This window comes from Streptomyces sp. NPDC024698 (genome assembly GCF_055559015.1).
The window spans coordinates 81,399-95,799 of sequence record NZ_JBVHLK010000004.1 but is presented as its reverse complement, the minus strand read 5'-3'; the positions used below and the strand labels follow the sequence as shown (position 1 = coordinate 95,799).

At 69.3% G+C, this 14,401-nt stretch carries 12 protein-coding genes and 2 pseudogenes; 7 read left to right on the top strand and 7 right to left on the bottom strand.

Annotated elements, in window-relative coordinates; translation table 11 throughout:
* The first annotated feature begins 75 nt into the window (after nucleotides 1-75).
* Together phoU and ACZ4AA_RS11385 are read left to right on the top strand one after the other, a co-directional pair.
* A complete protein-coding gene (phoU, locus tag ACZ4AA_RS11390) occupies nucleotides 76-765 on the top strand; it encodes a phosphate signaling complex protein PhoU (protein WP_467599193.1) in 690 nt (229 codons plus the stop codon).
* Nucleotides 766-1,743: 978 nt separating this feature from the next.
* Nucleotides 1,744-5,700: an AAA family ATPase gene (locus ACZ4AA_RS11385; RefSeq protein WP_467599190.1), complete on the top strand. Its 3,957-nt coding sequence runs from the start codon at nucleotides 1,744-1,746 to the stop codon at nucleotides 5,698-5,700.
* 164 nt (nucleotides 5,701-5,864) lie between these two features.
* On the opposite strand, the gene ACZ4AA_RS11380 is transcribed toward ACZ4AA_RS11385, so the two are convergent.
* Entirely contained in the window at nucleotides 5,865-6,611 is a 747-nt protein-coding gene (locus tag ACZ4AA_RS11380; protein WP_467599187.1) for an alpha/beta hydrolase family protein, read from the bottom strand.
* Nucleotides 6,612-6,991: 380 nt separating this feature from the next.
* Between ACZ4AA_RS11380 and ACZ4AA_RS11375 the strand changes: the two genes are divergently transcribed.
* Nucleotides 6,992-7,654, top strand: coding sequence for a hypothetical protein (locus tag ACZ4AA_RS11375; RefSeq protein WP_467599185.1), 663 nt, complete (start codon nucleotides 6,992-6,994; stop codon nucleotides 7,652-7,654).
* Between the two features lie 177 nt (nucleotides 7,655-7,831).
* Nucleotides 7,832-8,656 (top strand): hypothetical protein, encoded by an 825-nt coding sequence (locus tag ACZ4AA_RS11370; RefSeq protein ID WP_467599182.1) that lies wholly within the window; start codon nucleotides 7,832-7,834, stop codon nucleotides 8,654-8,656.
* A gap of 481 nt (nucleotides 8,657-9,137) precedes the next feature.
* Here ACZ4AA_RS11370 and ACZ4AA_RS11365 read toward each other — a convergent pair whose 3' ends face one another.
* The gene (locus ACZ4AA_RS11365) at nucleotides 9,138-9,707 is read right to left on the bottom strand and encodes a DUF4232 domain-containing protein (RefSeq protein WP_467599179.1); all 570 of its coding nucleotides are present in this window, start codon (nucleotides 9,705-9,707) and stop codon (nucleotides 9,138-9,140) included.
* Between the two features lie 172 nt (nucleotides 9,708-9,879).
* Here ACZ4AA_RS11365 and ACZ4AA_RS11360 point away from each other — a divergent pair, with 172 nt between their 5' ends.
* Nucleotides 9,880-10,029: a hypothetical protein gene (locus ACZ4AA_RS11360; protein ID WP_467599176.1), complete on the top strand. Its 150-nt coding sequence runs from the start codon at nucleotides 9,880-9,882 to the stop codon at nucleotides 10,027-10,029.
* Between the two features lie 335 nt (nucleotides 10,030-10,364).
* On the opposite strand, the gene ACZ4AA_RS11355 is transcribed toward ACZ4AA_RS11360, so the two are convergent.
* From ACZ4AA_RS11355 to ACZ4AA_RS11340, 4 genes and pseudogenes are all read right to left on the bottom strand, one after another.
* A complete protein-coding gene (locus ACZ4AA_RS11355) occupies nucleotides 10,365-10,601 on the bottom strand; it encodes a hypothetical protein (RefSeq protein ID WP_467599174.1) in 237 nt (78 codons plus the stop codon).
* A gap of 342 nt (nucleotides 10,602-10,943) precedes the next feature.
* Nucleotides 10,944-11,507, bottom strand: a complete 564-nt coding sequence (locus tag ACZ4AA_RS11350) for a DinB family protein (RefSeq protein ID WP_467599171.1) — start codon at nucleotides 11,505-11,507, stop codon at nucleotides 10,944-10,946.
* 336 nt (nucleotides 11,508-11,843) lie between these two features.
* Complete coding sequence (locus tag ACZ4AA_RS11345) at nucleotides 11,844-12,230, bottom strand: hypothetical protein (protein WP_467600307.1); 387 nt, start codon at nucleotides 12,228-12,230, stop codon at nucleotides 11,844-11,846.
* Nucleotides 12,230-12,400: pseudogene (locus tag ACZ4AA_RS11340) on the bottom strand (ATP-binding protein); the annotation flags it as partial. The pseudogene ACZ4AA_RS11340 and the gene ACZ4AA_RS11345, both read right to left, overlap by 1 nt.
* Between ACZ4AA_RS11340 and ACZ4AA_RS11335 the strand changes: the two are divergent.
* Both ACZ4AA_RS11335 and ACZ4AA_RS11330 read left to right on the top strand, forming a co-directional pair.
* Nucleotides 12,386-12,772 (top strand): annotated as a pseudogene (locus ACZ4AA_RS11335) (site-specific integrase); the annotation flags it as partial. The pseudogenes ACZ4AA_RS11340 and ACZ4AA_RS11335 sit on opposite strands and share 15 nt — an antisense overlap.
* Nucleotides 12,773-13,205: 433 nt before the next feature.
* On the top strand, nucleotides 13,206-13,385 hold the full coding sequence (locus ACZ4AA_RS11330) for a hypothetical protein (RefSeq protein WP_467599168.1): 180 nt from the start codon (nucleotides 13,206-13,208) through the stop codon (nucleotides 13,383-13,385).
* A gap of 80 nt (nucleotides 13,386-13,465) precedes the next feature.
* Here ACZ4AA_RS11330 and ACZ4AA_RS11325 read toward each other — a convergent pair whose 3' ends face one another.
* Nucleotides 13,466-14,227 (bottom strand): phosphoglyceromutase, encoded by a 762-nt coding sequence (locus tag ACZ4AA_RS11325; protein ID WP_328450998.1) that lies wholly within the window; start codon nucleotides 14,225-14,227, stop codon nucleotides 13,466-13,468.
* Between the last annotated feature and the right edge of the window lie 174 nt (nucleotides 14,228-14,401).

The window sequence follows — 14,401 nt, the reverse complement described above, 5'->3', positions numbered from 1 at the left end:
CCGGCGGCCGCGGCTGCCCGGTCCCGGACCCCGGACCCCGGACCCCGGAAGCTGACGTACGAGAGGGACGACCACATGCGTGACGCGTATCACGAGGAACTTGACTCGATCGGCGACGGCCTGGTCGAGATGGCCCGGCTCGTCGGGTCGGCGATCGGGCGCGCCACGACGGCCATACTCGATTCCGACCTGAAGCTGGCCGAGAGCGTGATCGCCGCCGACCAGAGGGTCGACGATCTCCAGCACGAGCTGGAGGCCCGCGCGATAGCCCTGCTGGCCCGGCAGCAGCCGGTGGCGACGGACCTGCGGATCGTCGTGACCTCGCTGCGGATGTCGGCCGACCTGGAGCGCTCCGGCGACCTGGCCCAGCACGTGGCCAAGCTGGCCCGGCTCCGCTTCCCCGAGCGCGCGATCCCGCACGACCTGCACGCCACGATCCTGGAGATGGGCCAGCTCGCGCAGCGTCTGATGGCCAAGGCCGCCGAGGTGATCATCACCAAGGACGTCGACCTGGCGATGCAGCTGGAGCAGGACGACGACGACATGGACCTGCTGCACCGCACGCTCTTCCAGCACCTGCTGGACGACAAGTGGAAGCACGGCATCGAGACAGCCGTCGACGTGACCCTCCTCGGCCGCTACTACGAGCGTTTCGCGGACCACGCCGTCTCGGTCGCCAAGCGCGTCGTCTACCTGGTCACCGGAGAACACGCCGACGAGCTCCAGCCGGACATCCAGCCGGTGACGGGGGTCGAGGGCGCGTAGCCCTGCCGGGCGGACACCAGGTCCACGAGCCCTCCCCGACACGAACGGCGAGACCGAACTCAGCGAGACCACTCGTCCTGGCGAGGCCGCTCGGCCTGGCGAGACCACTCGTCCTGGCGAGGCAGCCCGGCCTGGCGAGACCACTCGCCCTGGCAAGGCAGCCCGGCCTGGCGAGACCACGTCCGCTCAGCCCGGCGAGGCCGCTCGGGCTCGCTGAGCTCGGTCCCGGGGCGCCGGGTCGGTGTGCCTCTTCCGTCCCGCCGCGCCGATGGGCCCGGACGTTCCCGACCGGGAACGGCCGGGCCCGGCTGCTTTCCGAGTCGGCGGACGGCCGCCGGGCCCGGCGGCAGGGGGCGGCGCGGGCTGGTCCGGGGGCGCCCCGGCCCGCGCATCGTGCTCCGGGCGCGCAGGACGCCTCAGTGCGCCGTTGATGCGCCCGCCGGGCTGGGCATGAGATGGGCGACAGGAGCCGTGCGGCGCGGTGTGCGCCGACGCCTCCGTGCCAGAAGGAGGGACCCATGCCCGAATCCCCGAGCACGCCCGACCCGACCCAGGACCGCGACACCCAAAAGCCCGCCGAGATCAAGAGCCTCCCTTTGTTCGGCGCCTGCGGCTGCGGCTCAGGCTGCGGCTGCGGCTGCCAGTCGGGCAATCCCTGCCAGTGCGGCTGATCGCAGACGTACGGACAGAAGGACCCCGTCGCCACGACGGGGCCCTTCGCCCTTCCCTCACCCCTCACCCCTGAGCCCTCACCCCTGGGCCCTGGGCCCTCACCGACCCGCGATCGACCGGCCCGGCCCGCGTGCGAACCCGTACACGCGAGGACCGGATGCGCTCGGAACGGACCGAAATCTGCGCGATTGTGGTGCTGTTGTCCGATTGACCGTGGTCTGACCGACGAACTCTGCTACCTCTGAGACAGGGGAGGCGGGCCTTGGCCCGCGGCGGCGCGAGGGGCGTCGCCAGGAGGGGACACACGTGAGCACGACACCACGAGACACGGTCATCGCCATCGAACAGAAGGCCGTCGACCGCGCCTACGACTGCTACGAGGCCCGGCTCGCGGAGATGACGTCTCCGTCGGCGGCCACCGCTTCCGCGAGCGGCAAGGACGGCATCGCGGTCCACGAGAAGGCGCGGAACGCGGCGGAGGAGTACGGGGGTCTCGGGGGCGAGGCCCTGGTCATCAGCCGCGTCGACGTCCAGGAGGAGGGCGAGGCCGAGCCGGAGACGTTCTACGTCGGACGGCGCCATGTCTTCGACGCCGAGACCCGCGATCAGGTCGTGGTCTCCTGGACGAACCCGCTCGCCGTGAGCTGGCACAACGCCCTGCCGGAGACACCCGGCGAGGTGCTCCTGCGGCGACGCCTGCGGTGCGCCGGACGCCAGGTCGAGGACTTCCTGGACGAGATAGCCCCGGCGGCGGAGCCGCATCCCGGGTCGCCGCATCCCGAATCGCCGTACCCCGGGTGGCCGGAGTTCGGACGCGGGACCGGCGCGCCACCCGTCTCCGCGGAGGAGTCCGCCCCGCTCGAAGCCCCGGAGCGCACCGACGTACTCGAAGACCGGGACCGCCTCGAAGCCCCCGACGCCGTCGAGGGCGAGAGTTCCTCCGGGGAGGTCGAGGACGAGGGCCCGCCGGAGGGGACGGGGAAGGCGGGGAGCGCCACCGCCCCGCCCGCCGGAGGCCGCCACGCACGGCCGCGTACCGTCCCGTCACCGCGCCACCCCGCCGGCAGACGGCGCCAACGGCCCCAGCCGGTCGACGAGTTCCTCCTGCGGGAGCTGCGCCGCTCCCGCGACGGCCGGATGCGGGACATCGTCGAGACGATCAGACGGGACCAGATGGCACTGGTCACCCGTTCCCCGGCGGACGTCCTCGTCGTCCAGGGCGGCCCCGGCACCGGAAAGTCCGCGGTCGGCCTGCACCGGGTGACCTGGCTCGTCAGCAACGACCACTTCCGCGCGCAGGACATCCTGGTCGTCGGACCGCACCAGAACTTCCTGGAGTACGTGGGGCGCGTCCTGCCGACCCTCGGCACCCGGAACGTCACCGCCGTACAGCTGTCCCGCCTGTGGGAAGGGCACGTCCGGGGCACGGACTCCGCCACCGCGCGGCTGGTCAAGTCCGGCGAACGGATGGCGGCCGTGCTGCGCCGACGGGTGGAGAGCGAGTGCCGGCCCGAGGCCCTCGACACCGTCGTCTCCGCCCCCTCGCACGCGCAGGACGAACCGGCGTTCGTCGTGGTCGTGGGCGGCACGTCCCTGCGTCTGCCGCGCTCGGAGGTGTTCGGTCTCCTCCACGGCACCCGGGAGGGGACCGAGGGCTACCGGGCGCGCAGGGACCGCTTCCGCACCCTGCTGGTGGACCGGCTGCTGGGTGAACTCGTCCTGATCGCCCCGCACCGCAGCAGGGACGCCGGCGTGCGCCGCGACCTGGAGCGCAACCGGCAGGTCACCACGCTCGTGGACCGGATCTGGCCCGCGCTGAGTCCCGAGGAGGCGCTGCGCGGACTGCTCAACTCCCCCACCCGGTTGCGGGAGTGCGCCGACGGGATCCTCGACCGGGACGAACAGGCCTGTCTGCAAAGGGAGAAGGCCGACAGCGCCGCCGAAGAGCCTTGGACGGCGGACGACTTGGTGTGCCTGGAGGAGCTGCGCTTCCTCATCGCGGGCGAGAGTCCGCGGAGGTACCGGCACATCGTGGTCGACGAGGCTCAGGACCTCACCCCGATGCAGGCGCGATCCCTGCGCAGACGGTGTCCGACGGGCTCGATGACCGTGCTCGGCGATCTGGCCCAGGCCACCGGACCGCATTCCTACACCAGTTGGAAGCGGTTGGGCGCCATCCTGTCCGACCGGGGCGACTGGCGCGTGGCCGAGCTGAACACCAGTTACCGCGTCCCTGCGGAGATCATGGAGTTCGTGGCACCCCTGGCCCGGGCCGTCGCCCCTTCCCTGCCCTACCCGGCGGCCGTACGACGGGCCGGGGACGGGGCCGTACGGCTCGTCGCCACGACCCCCTGGGAACTGCTGGACGACGCGGCGACCCGTGCGGCACGGCTGGCCGGCACGAACGACGGCCGCTCCCCGCGGTCGATCGCCGTCATCGTTCCCGACGACTCCGGCTGGCTGGAGGAGGTCCGGCGGCGCGTCGACCTCGTGGACGGCATGACCGAGGAGACCCTGCGGACCGTGTCCGTGCTCCCCGCCGCCCAGGCCAAGGGGATGGAGTTCGACCACGTCCTGGTCCTGGAGCCGACGGCCGTCGCCGCCGGGGGTCCCGCCGGGCTGCGCCAGTTGTACGTCGCCCTGTCCCGCAGCACCCAGACGCTGACGGTCCTCCACACGACACCGCTGCCGCCCGAACTCGGCACGGCGCCCGACGACGGCAGCGGCGAAGTCGCATCCGCCTACGCCTACTTGGCGACCTCGCCGGGAGCGTCCGCGAGGGGAACGCAAGCCGGAGCCTCCACCGTCGGCGCTTCCGTCCTCGGCACCTCGGCCGTCGGCACCTCCGGCTTCGGCGTCTCGGCCGTCGGCACCTCCGGCTTCGGCACTTCGGCCGGTGACGGCTCCGCCGACGACCTGCCGGTCGGCGCTCCCGTTGAGATACGGGTGCTCGGCCCCGGCCCGGGTTCCCACCTGAAGGTGAAGGTCCTCGCGCCCGCCACGGAGCGGACCGTCCTCCTCGTCCCCCGGCACGGCGAACCCACCCCGGCCACCGGCTCACGGCTGGACGGCTGGGTGACCCGCAACGAGGGCCAGTTGAGCCTGGTCTCGGCGGGCGAGTTCGGCCGCCGGTCCATCTCCGCGCGGATGGCCCCGCGTTACGAGGCCGCGCTCGGCGTCCTGCGGGACATCGCGTACGGCGACGGCGCGACCCCGCCGGACGCCATGGTCCTCCTGTCCGAGCTGAAGGGCATGGCGGCCCGCTGTCTGAGACGCGACCGGGTCGACTGGCTGAGCGTGTGGCGGTTACTGGGCTCCGCCGACCGCGACCGGCTGAGCGATCTCGCGGACCTCGCCCAGCGGACCCGCCTGGCGGTCGGGGCGGGCGACCCCGGGCTACGGGCCGCCCTCGCCGACGACCCGGTGTTCCGGCACTGGACCGACACGCTCGACCGGGCCCGGGCCGGCCTCCGCCACCGGATCGACACCGGACCGGAGACGGGGGCGGAGACGGAGACCGTGACGCCGTCCGGCACGGGAACACCCCGCGAGGTCGGCCCCCCAGCCGGAGCCGTGCCGCCCGGATCCATGTCGGCTGGCGAGGTCGGGACACCCCCCGGAGCCGAGACACCAACCGAGGTCGGCACACCATCCGGGCCCGAGACCCCAACCGAAGTCGGCACACCACCCGGGCCCGAAACGCCTGGCGAAGCGGCACCGGCCACGACGACCGCGGCCCGACCGGCCGACCCGCGCACACCACACGAACAGAAGGACACCGACCCCATGAACACTGTCGCCCTCCTGAAGGCCGACCCCGCCCCGTCCGAGGCACGGAAGGCGTGGAGCGAGGCACTCACGCGGCGCCTCGACGTCGAGGCCCAGACCGACCGGGACTGCAACACCCACGAGGCCGTGCGCTACGAGTTGAAGGCCGCCCTCCTGCGAGCGGGACTGCGGCCCTCGGACTCCCGGGTCTCCGACGCCACCCTGGAGGGCCCGGACGGTCTCTCCCGCTACGAGGTGCTCGGCGCCGACCACTCCGGCTACCCGCAACTGCGCGCGGGAGCCGCCCGGCTCATGGAACTCGACCGGGTGGAAGGCCGTTGTGCGGACGTCCGGTACCTGGTCCTGTCCGAGCCGCCCGCGGACGCCTGGGCCCCCGACGCGATCCGGGAGGCCTTCGGCGTGCACGTCGTCTGGCGTACGGATTCGGGCTGGCACGGCCCCGACGCACGAACGGCGCTGCGCCTGACCGACTGACGGTGGATGCCGATTCCCCGGGGCACCGCGCCCTTGTCTACGAAGGACCCGCAGACAAGGGCGCGATGTCGTCCGGGCACCTCAGACGGTGGCCTCAGACCTCGACCGTCAGACGGCGGGCCTCAGCCGGTGGAGCTCAGACCGCGGCCCTCAGACGGTGGACCTCAGACGGCGGCCCTCAAATGGCGGGCGAAGAACCGGGCCCCTGATTCGATCTCGAACGGGGGGACGCCGGTGTGCCCGCCGAGGTTGGCGTGCAGCGTCTTCTCCTTGGAGCCGAAGGCGTCGAACAGGTCCAGGGCCGCCTGCCGGTCGTTCCCCTCGTCGTCCCACTGCAACAGGACGTGCAGCGGAATGGTGACCCGGCGGGCCTCCTCGAACATGGCCGCGGGCACCAGACTCCCGGCGAAGAGACCGGCGGCCACGATGCGCGGCTCGACCACCGCCAGCCGGATGCCGATGGAGATCACTCCCCCCTCGAACCCGACCGGACCGTCGATCCCGGGCAGCGACAGGAGCGCGTCCAGTGCCTCCCGCCATTCCGGGACCGCCTTGTCGACCAGCGGGAGGACGAGCCGGTCGACGATCTCGTCGCCGACCGGTTCCCCGGCCTGCATCGCCCGGCGAAGGTCGGCGCGGGCCTGGTCGACGGCGGCCCAACGGGGCCGGTCACCGCTCCCGGGGAGCTCGATGGTGGCCGAGGCGAAGCCGTACCGCGCCGCGTAGTACCGGGCCCGCCCCGCGATCCGGGGGTACATCCTCTTCAGTCCGAGCGGAGGGTGACCGATCAGGATCAGCGGCGTCGTCGCGTCCGCGGACGCGGGCGTCCACAGGATGCCGGGGATCTCGCCGAGGGTGAATTCGCGTTCGAGGACACCGTCGTCGAGACGCTGTTCGGAGGTGAACTGCATGGTCGTGCCTTTCGGGAATACGCTTGAACGGCGCTCCCGGACGACCTATCGCCCGGCCGTGACCACGGAGGAGAGCACCCATGTCGATACTGCGTTCACGGGTACCACCTCCTCGTTCTCTCGCACGGCTGCCGCGAAAGTAGCAGCACCCGCCTCGACCCGCCAAACGGTTTTCGGCCCGCCGCGATCCCCCTGACGCGGAAGATCGAGAAGGCATCGACGCCGCTCCGGCAGAGCCCATAGGATACGGCGCTCGATCCAACAGTGATCATGCAAAGAGGGGGCGCGGGATGCTACTGACCTGCCGGAAGTGCCGAGAGCGTGAAGTCGCATTCGACGGGATCAAGGGACTGTGTCCGGTCTGTCAGCAGGAGAGCGACTTGTCGAAGCCGCCTCAGCGTCGCGGCCGCAACGACAAGGCGGCGTTGCTGGTCCAGTCCAGAGTGAGTCCCGGCCGGGTCTCGCTGTCGGGCCCGCTGCTCACGGTGCTGGGCGCGGCCGCGATAGCCATCGCCAACGAGGCCGTGCGGTTCTCCGCCGAGCGCACGCGGGCTCACCAATGGGCCTTGGCCGCCGCCGCCGACAACGGCTACGACCGCCAGGCTCTGCACAGCGCGCTCCAGACGATCAGCACCACGGGCCTGTTGCGCTTCGCGACCTTCATGGCGGTTCTGTACGCCTACCAGCGGTGGGCGCGCGTCGGCCACGCGAACGCCATGTCACGCACCGACATCGGACTGGGTTGGATCAGAGCCCTGCCGGGCGGCACCGGAGTCGTATGGACCTACGGCGGGTGGTTCCTGTCGGTCTTCGCCGCGCTCTACGTCTCGTTCGTGACCAACTCCGGCCTCCAGACGCCCGACGACTACGAGACCGCGGCGAACGTCGACGCCGGCTACAGCCTGGTCCGCATAGCCCTGGCCGTCCTACTGAGCGCGTTCTCCGTGCAGTTGACCCTCGGGCTGAACAGACTGCTGGCCACGCCACAGACGACGGACATGGCCGACCGGCCCGTCGAGCTGAAGACCGTCGCCGAGGAGTGACATACCGGCGTCGGCCACCGCCCTCCTCGACATGAAGGCCAAGTGACCTGCATTCAGTACACCGTTGATGGTCGCTGCCTGCCGTCCACGGAGGACCGGAGCGGACCGGAGCGGACCGGACAAGCAGGCGCGAATAACGTAGGGCGTGACGTGTCACGAGCGGCGTACGGTGACGAAATGAACGCGCCCGCGACCGGCCGGGAGGGCTTCTCCTACCTCGCCCCGCTCTTCAACGCCGCCGCCGTCTACCGAGCGGACAATCACTTCCGGCTGTTGCCCGACGCGGCGGAGCGCAGCAGTCTGGCCAAGGACGACGAGCCCTTGGGACCGTTGGGCGCGGCCAAGTACGTCCGGTCCTCCTTCTCGGCCGGCCTCATGCATGTCGAGGCCTTCACGCAGCTCGTCACCGTCGCGCAGCAGGTCGACCTGCACAGCCCTTGGACCTTGCTGCGCGGGGCCCTTGAGAACTTCGCCACCGCCACCTGGCTCCTGGCCGGCAAGAACCGCGATGAGCGTCGCCACCGGGTGCTGTCCCTGTGGGCGGAGGACTTCCGCAACCGCGCCCAGCACGAGAGGGACACGAACCACATCCCCACGCCGGACGGCAAGACCGGAACGGAACGCCGGGAAGAGGTCAGGCAACTGGCCCTGGCCCTCGGCCTGCCCAGCCTGACGAAGCCAGAGGCCACGAGCATCATCTACGAGGCCGCCACGGGCGCCAGGCTCGAGCCTGTCCCGACCCAAGCACTGTGGCGTGTGGCCTCCGGCTTCGCCCACGGCCGCTTCTGGCCCAGTCTCCGCGCCACGAAGATCCGCAGCGCGATACCCACCCCGAACGGCGGCGTCCTCGTGAACTTCGGCATCGACGACACCCTGCTGGAACACATGGCAGAGGCCTGCCGAAAGCTCCTCGAACACACAGCCAGCCGATACACGGCACGCAGCACCGCTCCATGCCCCCTGCCCCCAGACCGCGAAAACGCCCCCGACCCACGCCGCTGACGCAGATCGGGAGCGTGATCACGTTCTCTACTTCTTCTTGCCCTGGGTCTTGCCGGGGATCTCGGTGACCTGCGTTTTCGCTGCTCAGGAGAGATGGGCTCGGGCGCCTGGTGGTCGTCATTGGTCGTCCTTGGCCGCTGTTGAGCAACGTCGGACGGCCCTGAGACGGCCCAGCTTCAGCCCGCTCGACCGACAGCCGGCACCTTCGACACGCCCCGTCTGAACCTCAGCCGACGACAGTCAGCCACGACGGCGGGTGCGCCAACCGACCACGCACGCTTATGCCTCGCTTGACCGTTTGCCATCGGACTTTGACGGACGCGAGTGTGTGTCATCGGAGTTTGATCACCGCAGGTCAGCGACTCAGCGCACCGAAGGTGCATTGAGTCGCTGACCTGCACTTATGTGCAGTTCCTCGTAAACGTGTAGGTCAGAGCCTTGCGATCGTCATGCAGGCTGCTCGATTTGTGGGGACGGGGGGTCAGGAAGGCTTGACCGTCGAGACCGGGGTGACGGTCACCTTGTTGTCGCACTCGGCCCACCACCCGTCGTTCAGGGCGACCTGGTGCTTCCCGGAGTGCGGCAGCCCGATGTCCATCGTCGGATACGCCGCCGGGGTCTTGCCCGACACGCAGTAGCCGTCGCCCTCCCCCTGGACCTGGACGAAGGTCAGCTTCGCCCACGCCTTGCCGTGCGGCCGGACCGTCACGGTGGCCGCCCTGCCGGTGGGGGTGACCTTGAGCGGGGTGTTGTGGGCGGGGGAGCCGTTGCCGGCGCCCGCGACGGTCGGATGGCCCTTCAGGACGCACGTCTTCCGGGAGACGTTCGTGAACTGCACGACCGCCGCCCCGGTCCCGGTCCCGACGGGCCGGTGGGCGGCCTGCCGGGCGCTGACCTGGAGGGCGGAGGCCGGGCAGGCGGGCGGCGGGGTGGAGGTGGTGGTGCTCGCCGCCATGGCGGTGCCGGGCAGGATGCCGGTCACCGCCATGGTGACGGCCGTGACAGCCGTCGTCGCCAGAGCCGCCCTGCGAATGCCGTTGCTGTGACGCATGTTGTCGTCCCCCTGAGTCGTCTCGTCCGCGGGTTTCGGTCGTCGGTTGTTGCCCCGCGGTACGCGTGGTCGTGGTGCGTGAGTGCAGATAGGGCGGGAGAGCGGCAGGGTTCCGTGCGGCAACTACTTGTGACGGAACGGTGACGACAGGCTGCACCCGTGCAGATGGCCGTTGCTGACCAAGACAATCTGCGAAACGCTGGGCTGCACGATTCACGAAGCCATCGACGTGTTCGCGGCCCGGTATGAGGAACTGCGCCGTGATCGCCCCGACGACTTCACCGTCGCACCCGAGAAATACGGCCGGGGGTACTACTCCTGATTAGCGCACCGGTGGGACGCGCGACTGCCGTCGATCACCGCTTTAGGAGCGAGGGTGGTCGGCTACCGGTATGACCTGCGGATCCACTGCCTTGCGCGCCAGCCGGCGGCGTCGCCCTGGCGAACCCTGGTTCCCCGTGAGTCCCCGTACGTTCTGGCACGAGAGTGGCACGGCCTCAGACCGCGCCGTGCCCCCTCGATGCGAACTATTGGCACGGTTGATCGCTGAAGTTTGGCGGGCACGTCAGACGGTCGCTCAGGGCCGGTGATGGTCAAGGCCGGGCGCGATGGTTGCTGTACAGCACGACCTCACCCGCGCCGGCCCTGCCGTGTGGATCAGAACGGGAGCATGTCTGGTTCCTCAGAGATCCGTCGGGCGAACTCATCGACGACCTGGGGGACGACTCGCTGAGCATTTTCATCCCGCAGTGCCTGCACGAGGGCTTTCCTGACGTTTGTGTACGACTGTCCCGCGTGAGACGAGCGAGTCTGGCTGACTGCCCGCTCAAGCTTTGCCAGGTGGGCCTCCACGATGGGCATCGCCTTGTCGTACTCGCTCGGGTCCGTGGCCATGGGGGCATCCGATCAGGGCAACCAGAGCAGGTCAACACTTGCGGGGAGCCGCTATCGGCTGATGGTGACACCTCACCTGGTAACCAGCCTTTGAGGTCTGGCCTCATCCTTATCAGGTAGATCCTTTGAGGCTCCCGGGCCTGCATTAAAGCCGCTCCGTTCCCTTAGATCGGCCGTTCAGGTCCGTACTGATCCGCAGTCGTTCGTCGCTGTTGGTGTCAGCCATTGATGTCAGACATCAGTCGCCGCTTGACGCTCCGACCAAGACCGATGAAGCTCGAAGCCACGGAGCGTCACGGAGTCCACGTAGATTCCGAAGCTCGATCGCCGATTACCGAAACGTCACATTCGGTGCGGTATGGCTCCGTCCTGCCAGCGGTAGAGGTCGCGCAGCAGGGAAATCTCAGCGCCATGATGGATCAGTTCCCTATTGACATGCAGGACCCTGTTCTCCATGGGAAACCGCTCGGGACCCACTGTGGGGGGATTCTCCAGGTCAGCGTCCGAGAGCGCGCGGACCCCCTCGTTCCATCTCCCGTACATCTCATCGAGCTGTTTCAGCGCCTCGTCAGCGGTCCCCGCGTAGGCGAACGTCTGGGAGTCGACGTCCTGGCCGCCGAAGTACCATCCGACCCGATAGCCCAGACACGAGACGATGATGTGTGCCAGCCGCCAGGCAATCGTGGTCACCGGCGCTGGCACCGGGCCAGGGGACGCGAAGTCCACCGTCCACGCCCCCGAACCTTCCGGCATCGGTGCGGCCGACGTGCCACGCGGGCGGACGCTCCAGCAGCCGCGCACCGGCTCCCAGAAGTACTCCTCATCGGTAAGACCGTCCAGCCGTGGCCGCAGGTTCGTGCGCCAGTGCCAGTCCAGCTGCTCCCCGAGCCGCTCGCCTCTTGTCATTTCCGCACACTACATACAACGGAGACCCGGCTGCGCTCTATCCACTGGGCTACAAGCATTCAAGTCGTAGGCCATGAAGGGGATTTGAGACAAATCAGGAATCCAGGCGATCACGGCACAGACTTCCGTAACCCCCACCACCCCCAGCTCCCATCCCGTCCGCTACGGGCCCGCGGTCTGGAACGGCGCCCCCACCATCCCGGTGCCGGCCGATCCCCCGCTGGAGGCATTGTCTTGACCGCGGGCCGCTCTATGCGGTGATCGACTCATGGCCGTCGGCCCTATCCACCTTGGTTCAAGCCCCGGCTGCGCCTCCGCGCGCCCACCCCAGCAGACCTACTGAGTTACAACTTTCTCTACTTTGCCGCTCGCACACCGACAGGGCATCGAACTTCCAGCCTGCGCATACGACTTCAAGCAGAAGAGGCCTGGGCGGATCGTCCAAGTGATGCGTGTGCCGGCGTGGGTCACTGAGACTGTGCACGGCTGCATGCGTGAGAGTGCTTGCCGGGTCTCGATGCGCCCCTCGTACAGCCAGGCCCACGCCTCGTCGGAGGCATCGGCGTCGAGTGCCGGGGAGATCGTGCGGAGAGCGACCGCGACCCACCGGTCGGCCTGCGGCGCACTGTAAGCGTCGAAAGATGCTCGGAGCTCTGGCGGATCGCCTTCGGGGAGTTCTTCGGTCCAGCACTCGCACCAGTAGCCGCGCCGCGGCTTGTCCATCAGCACGGGTGGCCTCCCCTGCGGGCCCCGGTGAAGAGCGCCGCGGTGACCGTGTGGCCGCCCTCGCTGTCGTGGACGACGACCCGGTGCGCGATCACGCTGACCATGCCCAACCCCCGGCCGTGCTCGGCCTCCTGGTCCTGATGCTCAACGGCCGGAGCCGCTCCCGTGAGTTCCCGCCGGTCGAAGTCACGTTGCCGTGGAAGGTCGCGGACGGTCCCCCGGTGACCAAGCGACTGATCTTCACCGGACCGCACGGAGGTCATGTCTGGCGCACGTCGCTCAACGAGGAGGCGTGGAAGCGGGCGCTGGCCGGCGCCGGGGTGCTCCCGGTCCCCGAGCGTGCCCAGCCGTACGCCGAGTCCCGCGAGAACGGGATGCACGCGCTCCGGCACTTCTACGTCAAGGCCCTGGCCGAGTACCTGGGCCACTCCGACCCCGGCCTGACGCTGCGGGCGTACGCCCACCTCATGCCATCCAGTCAAGAGCGCACTCGGAACGCTGCCGCGCGAATCTTTAGCGGAACTAGCCAGGGCGGATAAAAAGGCGCCGATTAGCGAAGCGGACAAGGAACGCGATTAGAAGGGCGGTTAGCAGCGTCGACTAGAAGGGTGGTTAGTGGTGGCGATTAGAACGCGCTGTTATGAGTGCGGATTACCTTCCAGAAGCATCTAATCATCTGCTCCTCCGCCACCAACTGCCTGTTGTGCGTGCATGCACGCCCGTTGTGCGCGCGTGCACAACGGGCACGCAGGCACATGACGTTTGAACGAAGGGGTCATCCAGGCAGACAGAAGGCGCCTGCAAACTATGTTTTGGAGCGTCGTACATTCAATGGCAGTAGGCCCTCACCTGGAGATTTGTCAGAGGGGCTGAACGTCTGAAATGCTTTACGCGAAATTCAGGGCCGTTCCCCTGTCCGGGAGCGGCCCTGTCTCCGATATAGCAACGCATCGCATCCTTCGGAGGAGACCTATGGTCCCACGCGCAGGTGTCACCGTCGACGTCTGGTTCCGCGACTTGCCGATCGCGCTCATCGGTACAGCCGGCGGCGCGCTCGCCCTCTGGGCCCACGCGCCAAGCCGGATCGCCGTCCCGGTGGCGCTGCTGATCGTCCTCGACGTTCGCGTTCGCCGCTGGCGTCGTCGCACCTGACGGCCCAGAGACGGCCCAGCCCCACCAAAAAGCCCCCGCCCTGCCGAAAAGCAGCAGGTCGGGGGCTCGCTGGTGTCGGGTTACTTCTTCTTGCCCTGGTTCTTGACCGCCTCGATCGCGGCCGCGGCCGCGTCCGGGTCGAGGTAGGTGCCGCCCGGGTTCAGGGGCTTGAAGTCGGCGTCGAGCTCGTAGGAGAGCGGGATGCCGGTGGGGATGTTCAGGCCCGCGATGTCGGCGTCGGAGATGCCGTCGAGGTGCTTGACCAGGGCGCGCAGCGAGTTGCCGTGGGCCGCGACCAGGACCGTACGGCCGGTCAGCAGGTCCGGGACGATGCCGTCGAACCAGTACGGGAGCATGCGGACGACGACGTCCTTGAGGCACTCCGTCTGAGGGCGCAGCTCGGGCGGCAGGGCCGCGTAGCGCGCGTCGTCGAACTGGGAGTACTCGGCGTCGCGGTCCAGCGCCGGCGGCGGGGTGTCGTACGAGCGGCGCCAGAGCATGAACTGCTCCTCGCCGAACTCGGCGAGCGTCTGGGCCTTGTCCTTGCCCTGGAGTGCGCCGTAGTGACGCTCGTTCAGGCGCCAGCTGCGGTGGACCGGGATCCAGTGGCGGTCGGCGGACTCCAGCGCCAGCTGCGCGGTGCGGATCGCGCGCTTCTGGAGCGAGGTGTGGACCACGTCGGGCAGCAGGCCGGCGTCCTTGAGCAGCTCACCGCCGCGGACTGCCTCCTTCTCGCCCTTCTCGTTGAGGTTGACGTCCACCCATCCGGTGAACAGGTTCTTCGCGTTCCATTCGCTCTCGCCGTGGCGGAGGAGGATCAGCTTGTACGGTGCGTCGGCCATGGCTCCGAGCGTAATCCACCCCCGCGACCGCTCGCTCCCTCGGTCATCAGTCGGACACGACAGCCCCCGGACGGCCGTCCCCCGCCCGCTTCGACGCCCTTCAGTTGACGGCATCTGTTAATTGAGTGGTTCTCGGAGGCCACCGAATCGTAAGTTGTGCTCACCGCTTGAGCC

What these genes read in the sequence shown, in the direction of transcription:
- phoU (WP_467599193.1), top strand. Translation starts at nt 76, where the DNA reads ATGCGTGACGCGTATCACGAGGAACTTGACTCGATCGGCGACGGCCTG.
- ACZ4AA_RS11370 (WP_467599182.1), top strand. Translation starts at nt 7,832, where the DNA reads ATGAACGCGCCCGCGACCGGCCGGGAGGGCTTCTCCTACCTCGCCCCG.
- ACZ4AA_RS11325 (WP_328450998.1), bottom strand. Translation starts at nt 14,227, where the DNA reads ATGGCCGACGCACCGTACAAGCTGATCCTCCTCCGCCACGGCGAGAGC.
- ACZ4AA_RS11345 (WP_467600307.1), bottom strand. Translation starts at nt 12,230, where the DNA reads ATGGACAAGCCGCGGCGCGGCTACTGGTGCGAGTGCTGGACCGAAGAA.
- ACZ4AA_RS11355 (WP_467599174.1), bottom strand. Translation starts at nt 10,601, where the DNA reads ATGGCCACGGACCCGAGCGAGTACGACAAGGCGATGCCCATCGTGGAG.
- ACZ4AA_RS11330 (WP_467599168.1), top strand. Translation starts at nt 13,206, where the DNA reads ATGGTCCCACGCGCAGGTGTCACCGTCGACGTCTGGTTCCGCGACTTG.
- ACZ4AA_RS11380 (WP_467599187.1), bottom strand. Translation starts at nt 6,611, where the DNA reads ATGCAGTTCACCTCCGAACAGCGTCTCGACGACGGTGTCCTCGAACGC.
- ACZ4AA_RS11350 (WP_467599171.1), bottom strand. Translation starts at nt 11,507, where the DNA reads ATGACAAGAGGCGAGCGGCTCGGGGAGCAGCTGGACTGGCACTGGCGC.
- ACZ4AA_RS11365 (WP_467599179.1), bottom strand. Translation starts at nt 9,707, where the DNA reads ATGCGTCACAGCAACGGCATTCGCAGGGCGGCTCTGGCGACGACGGCT.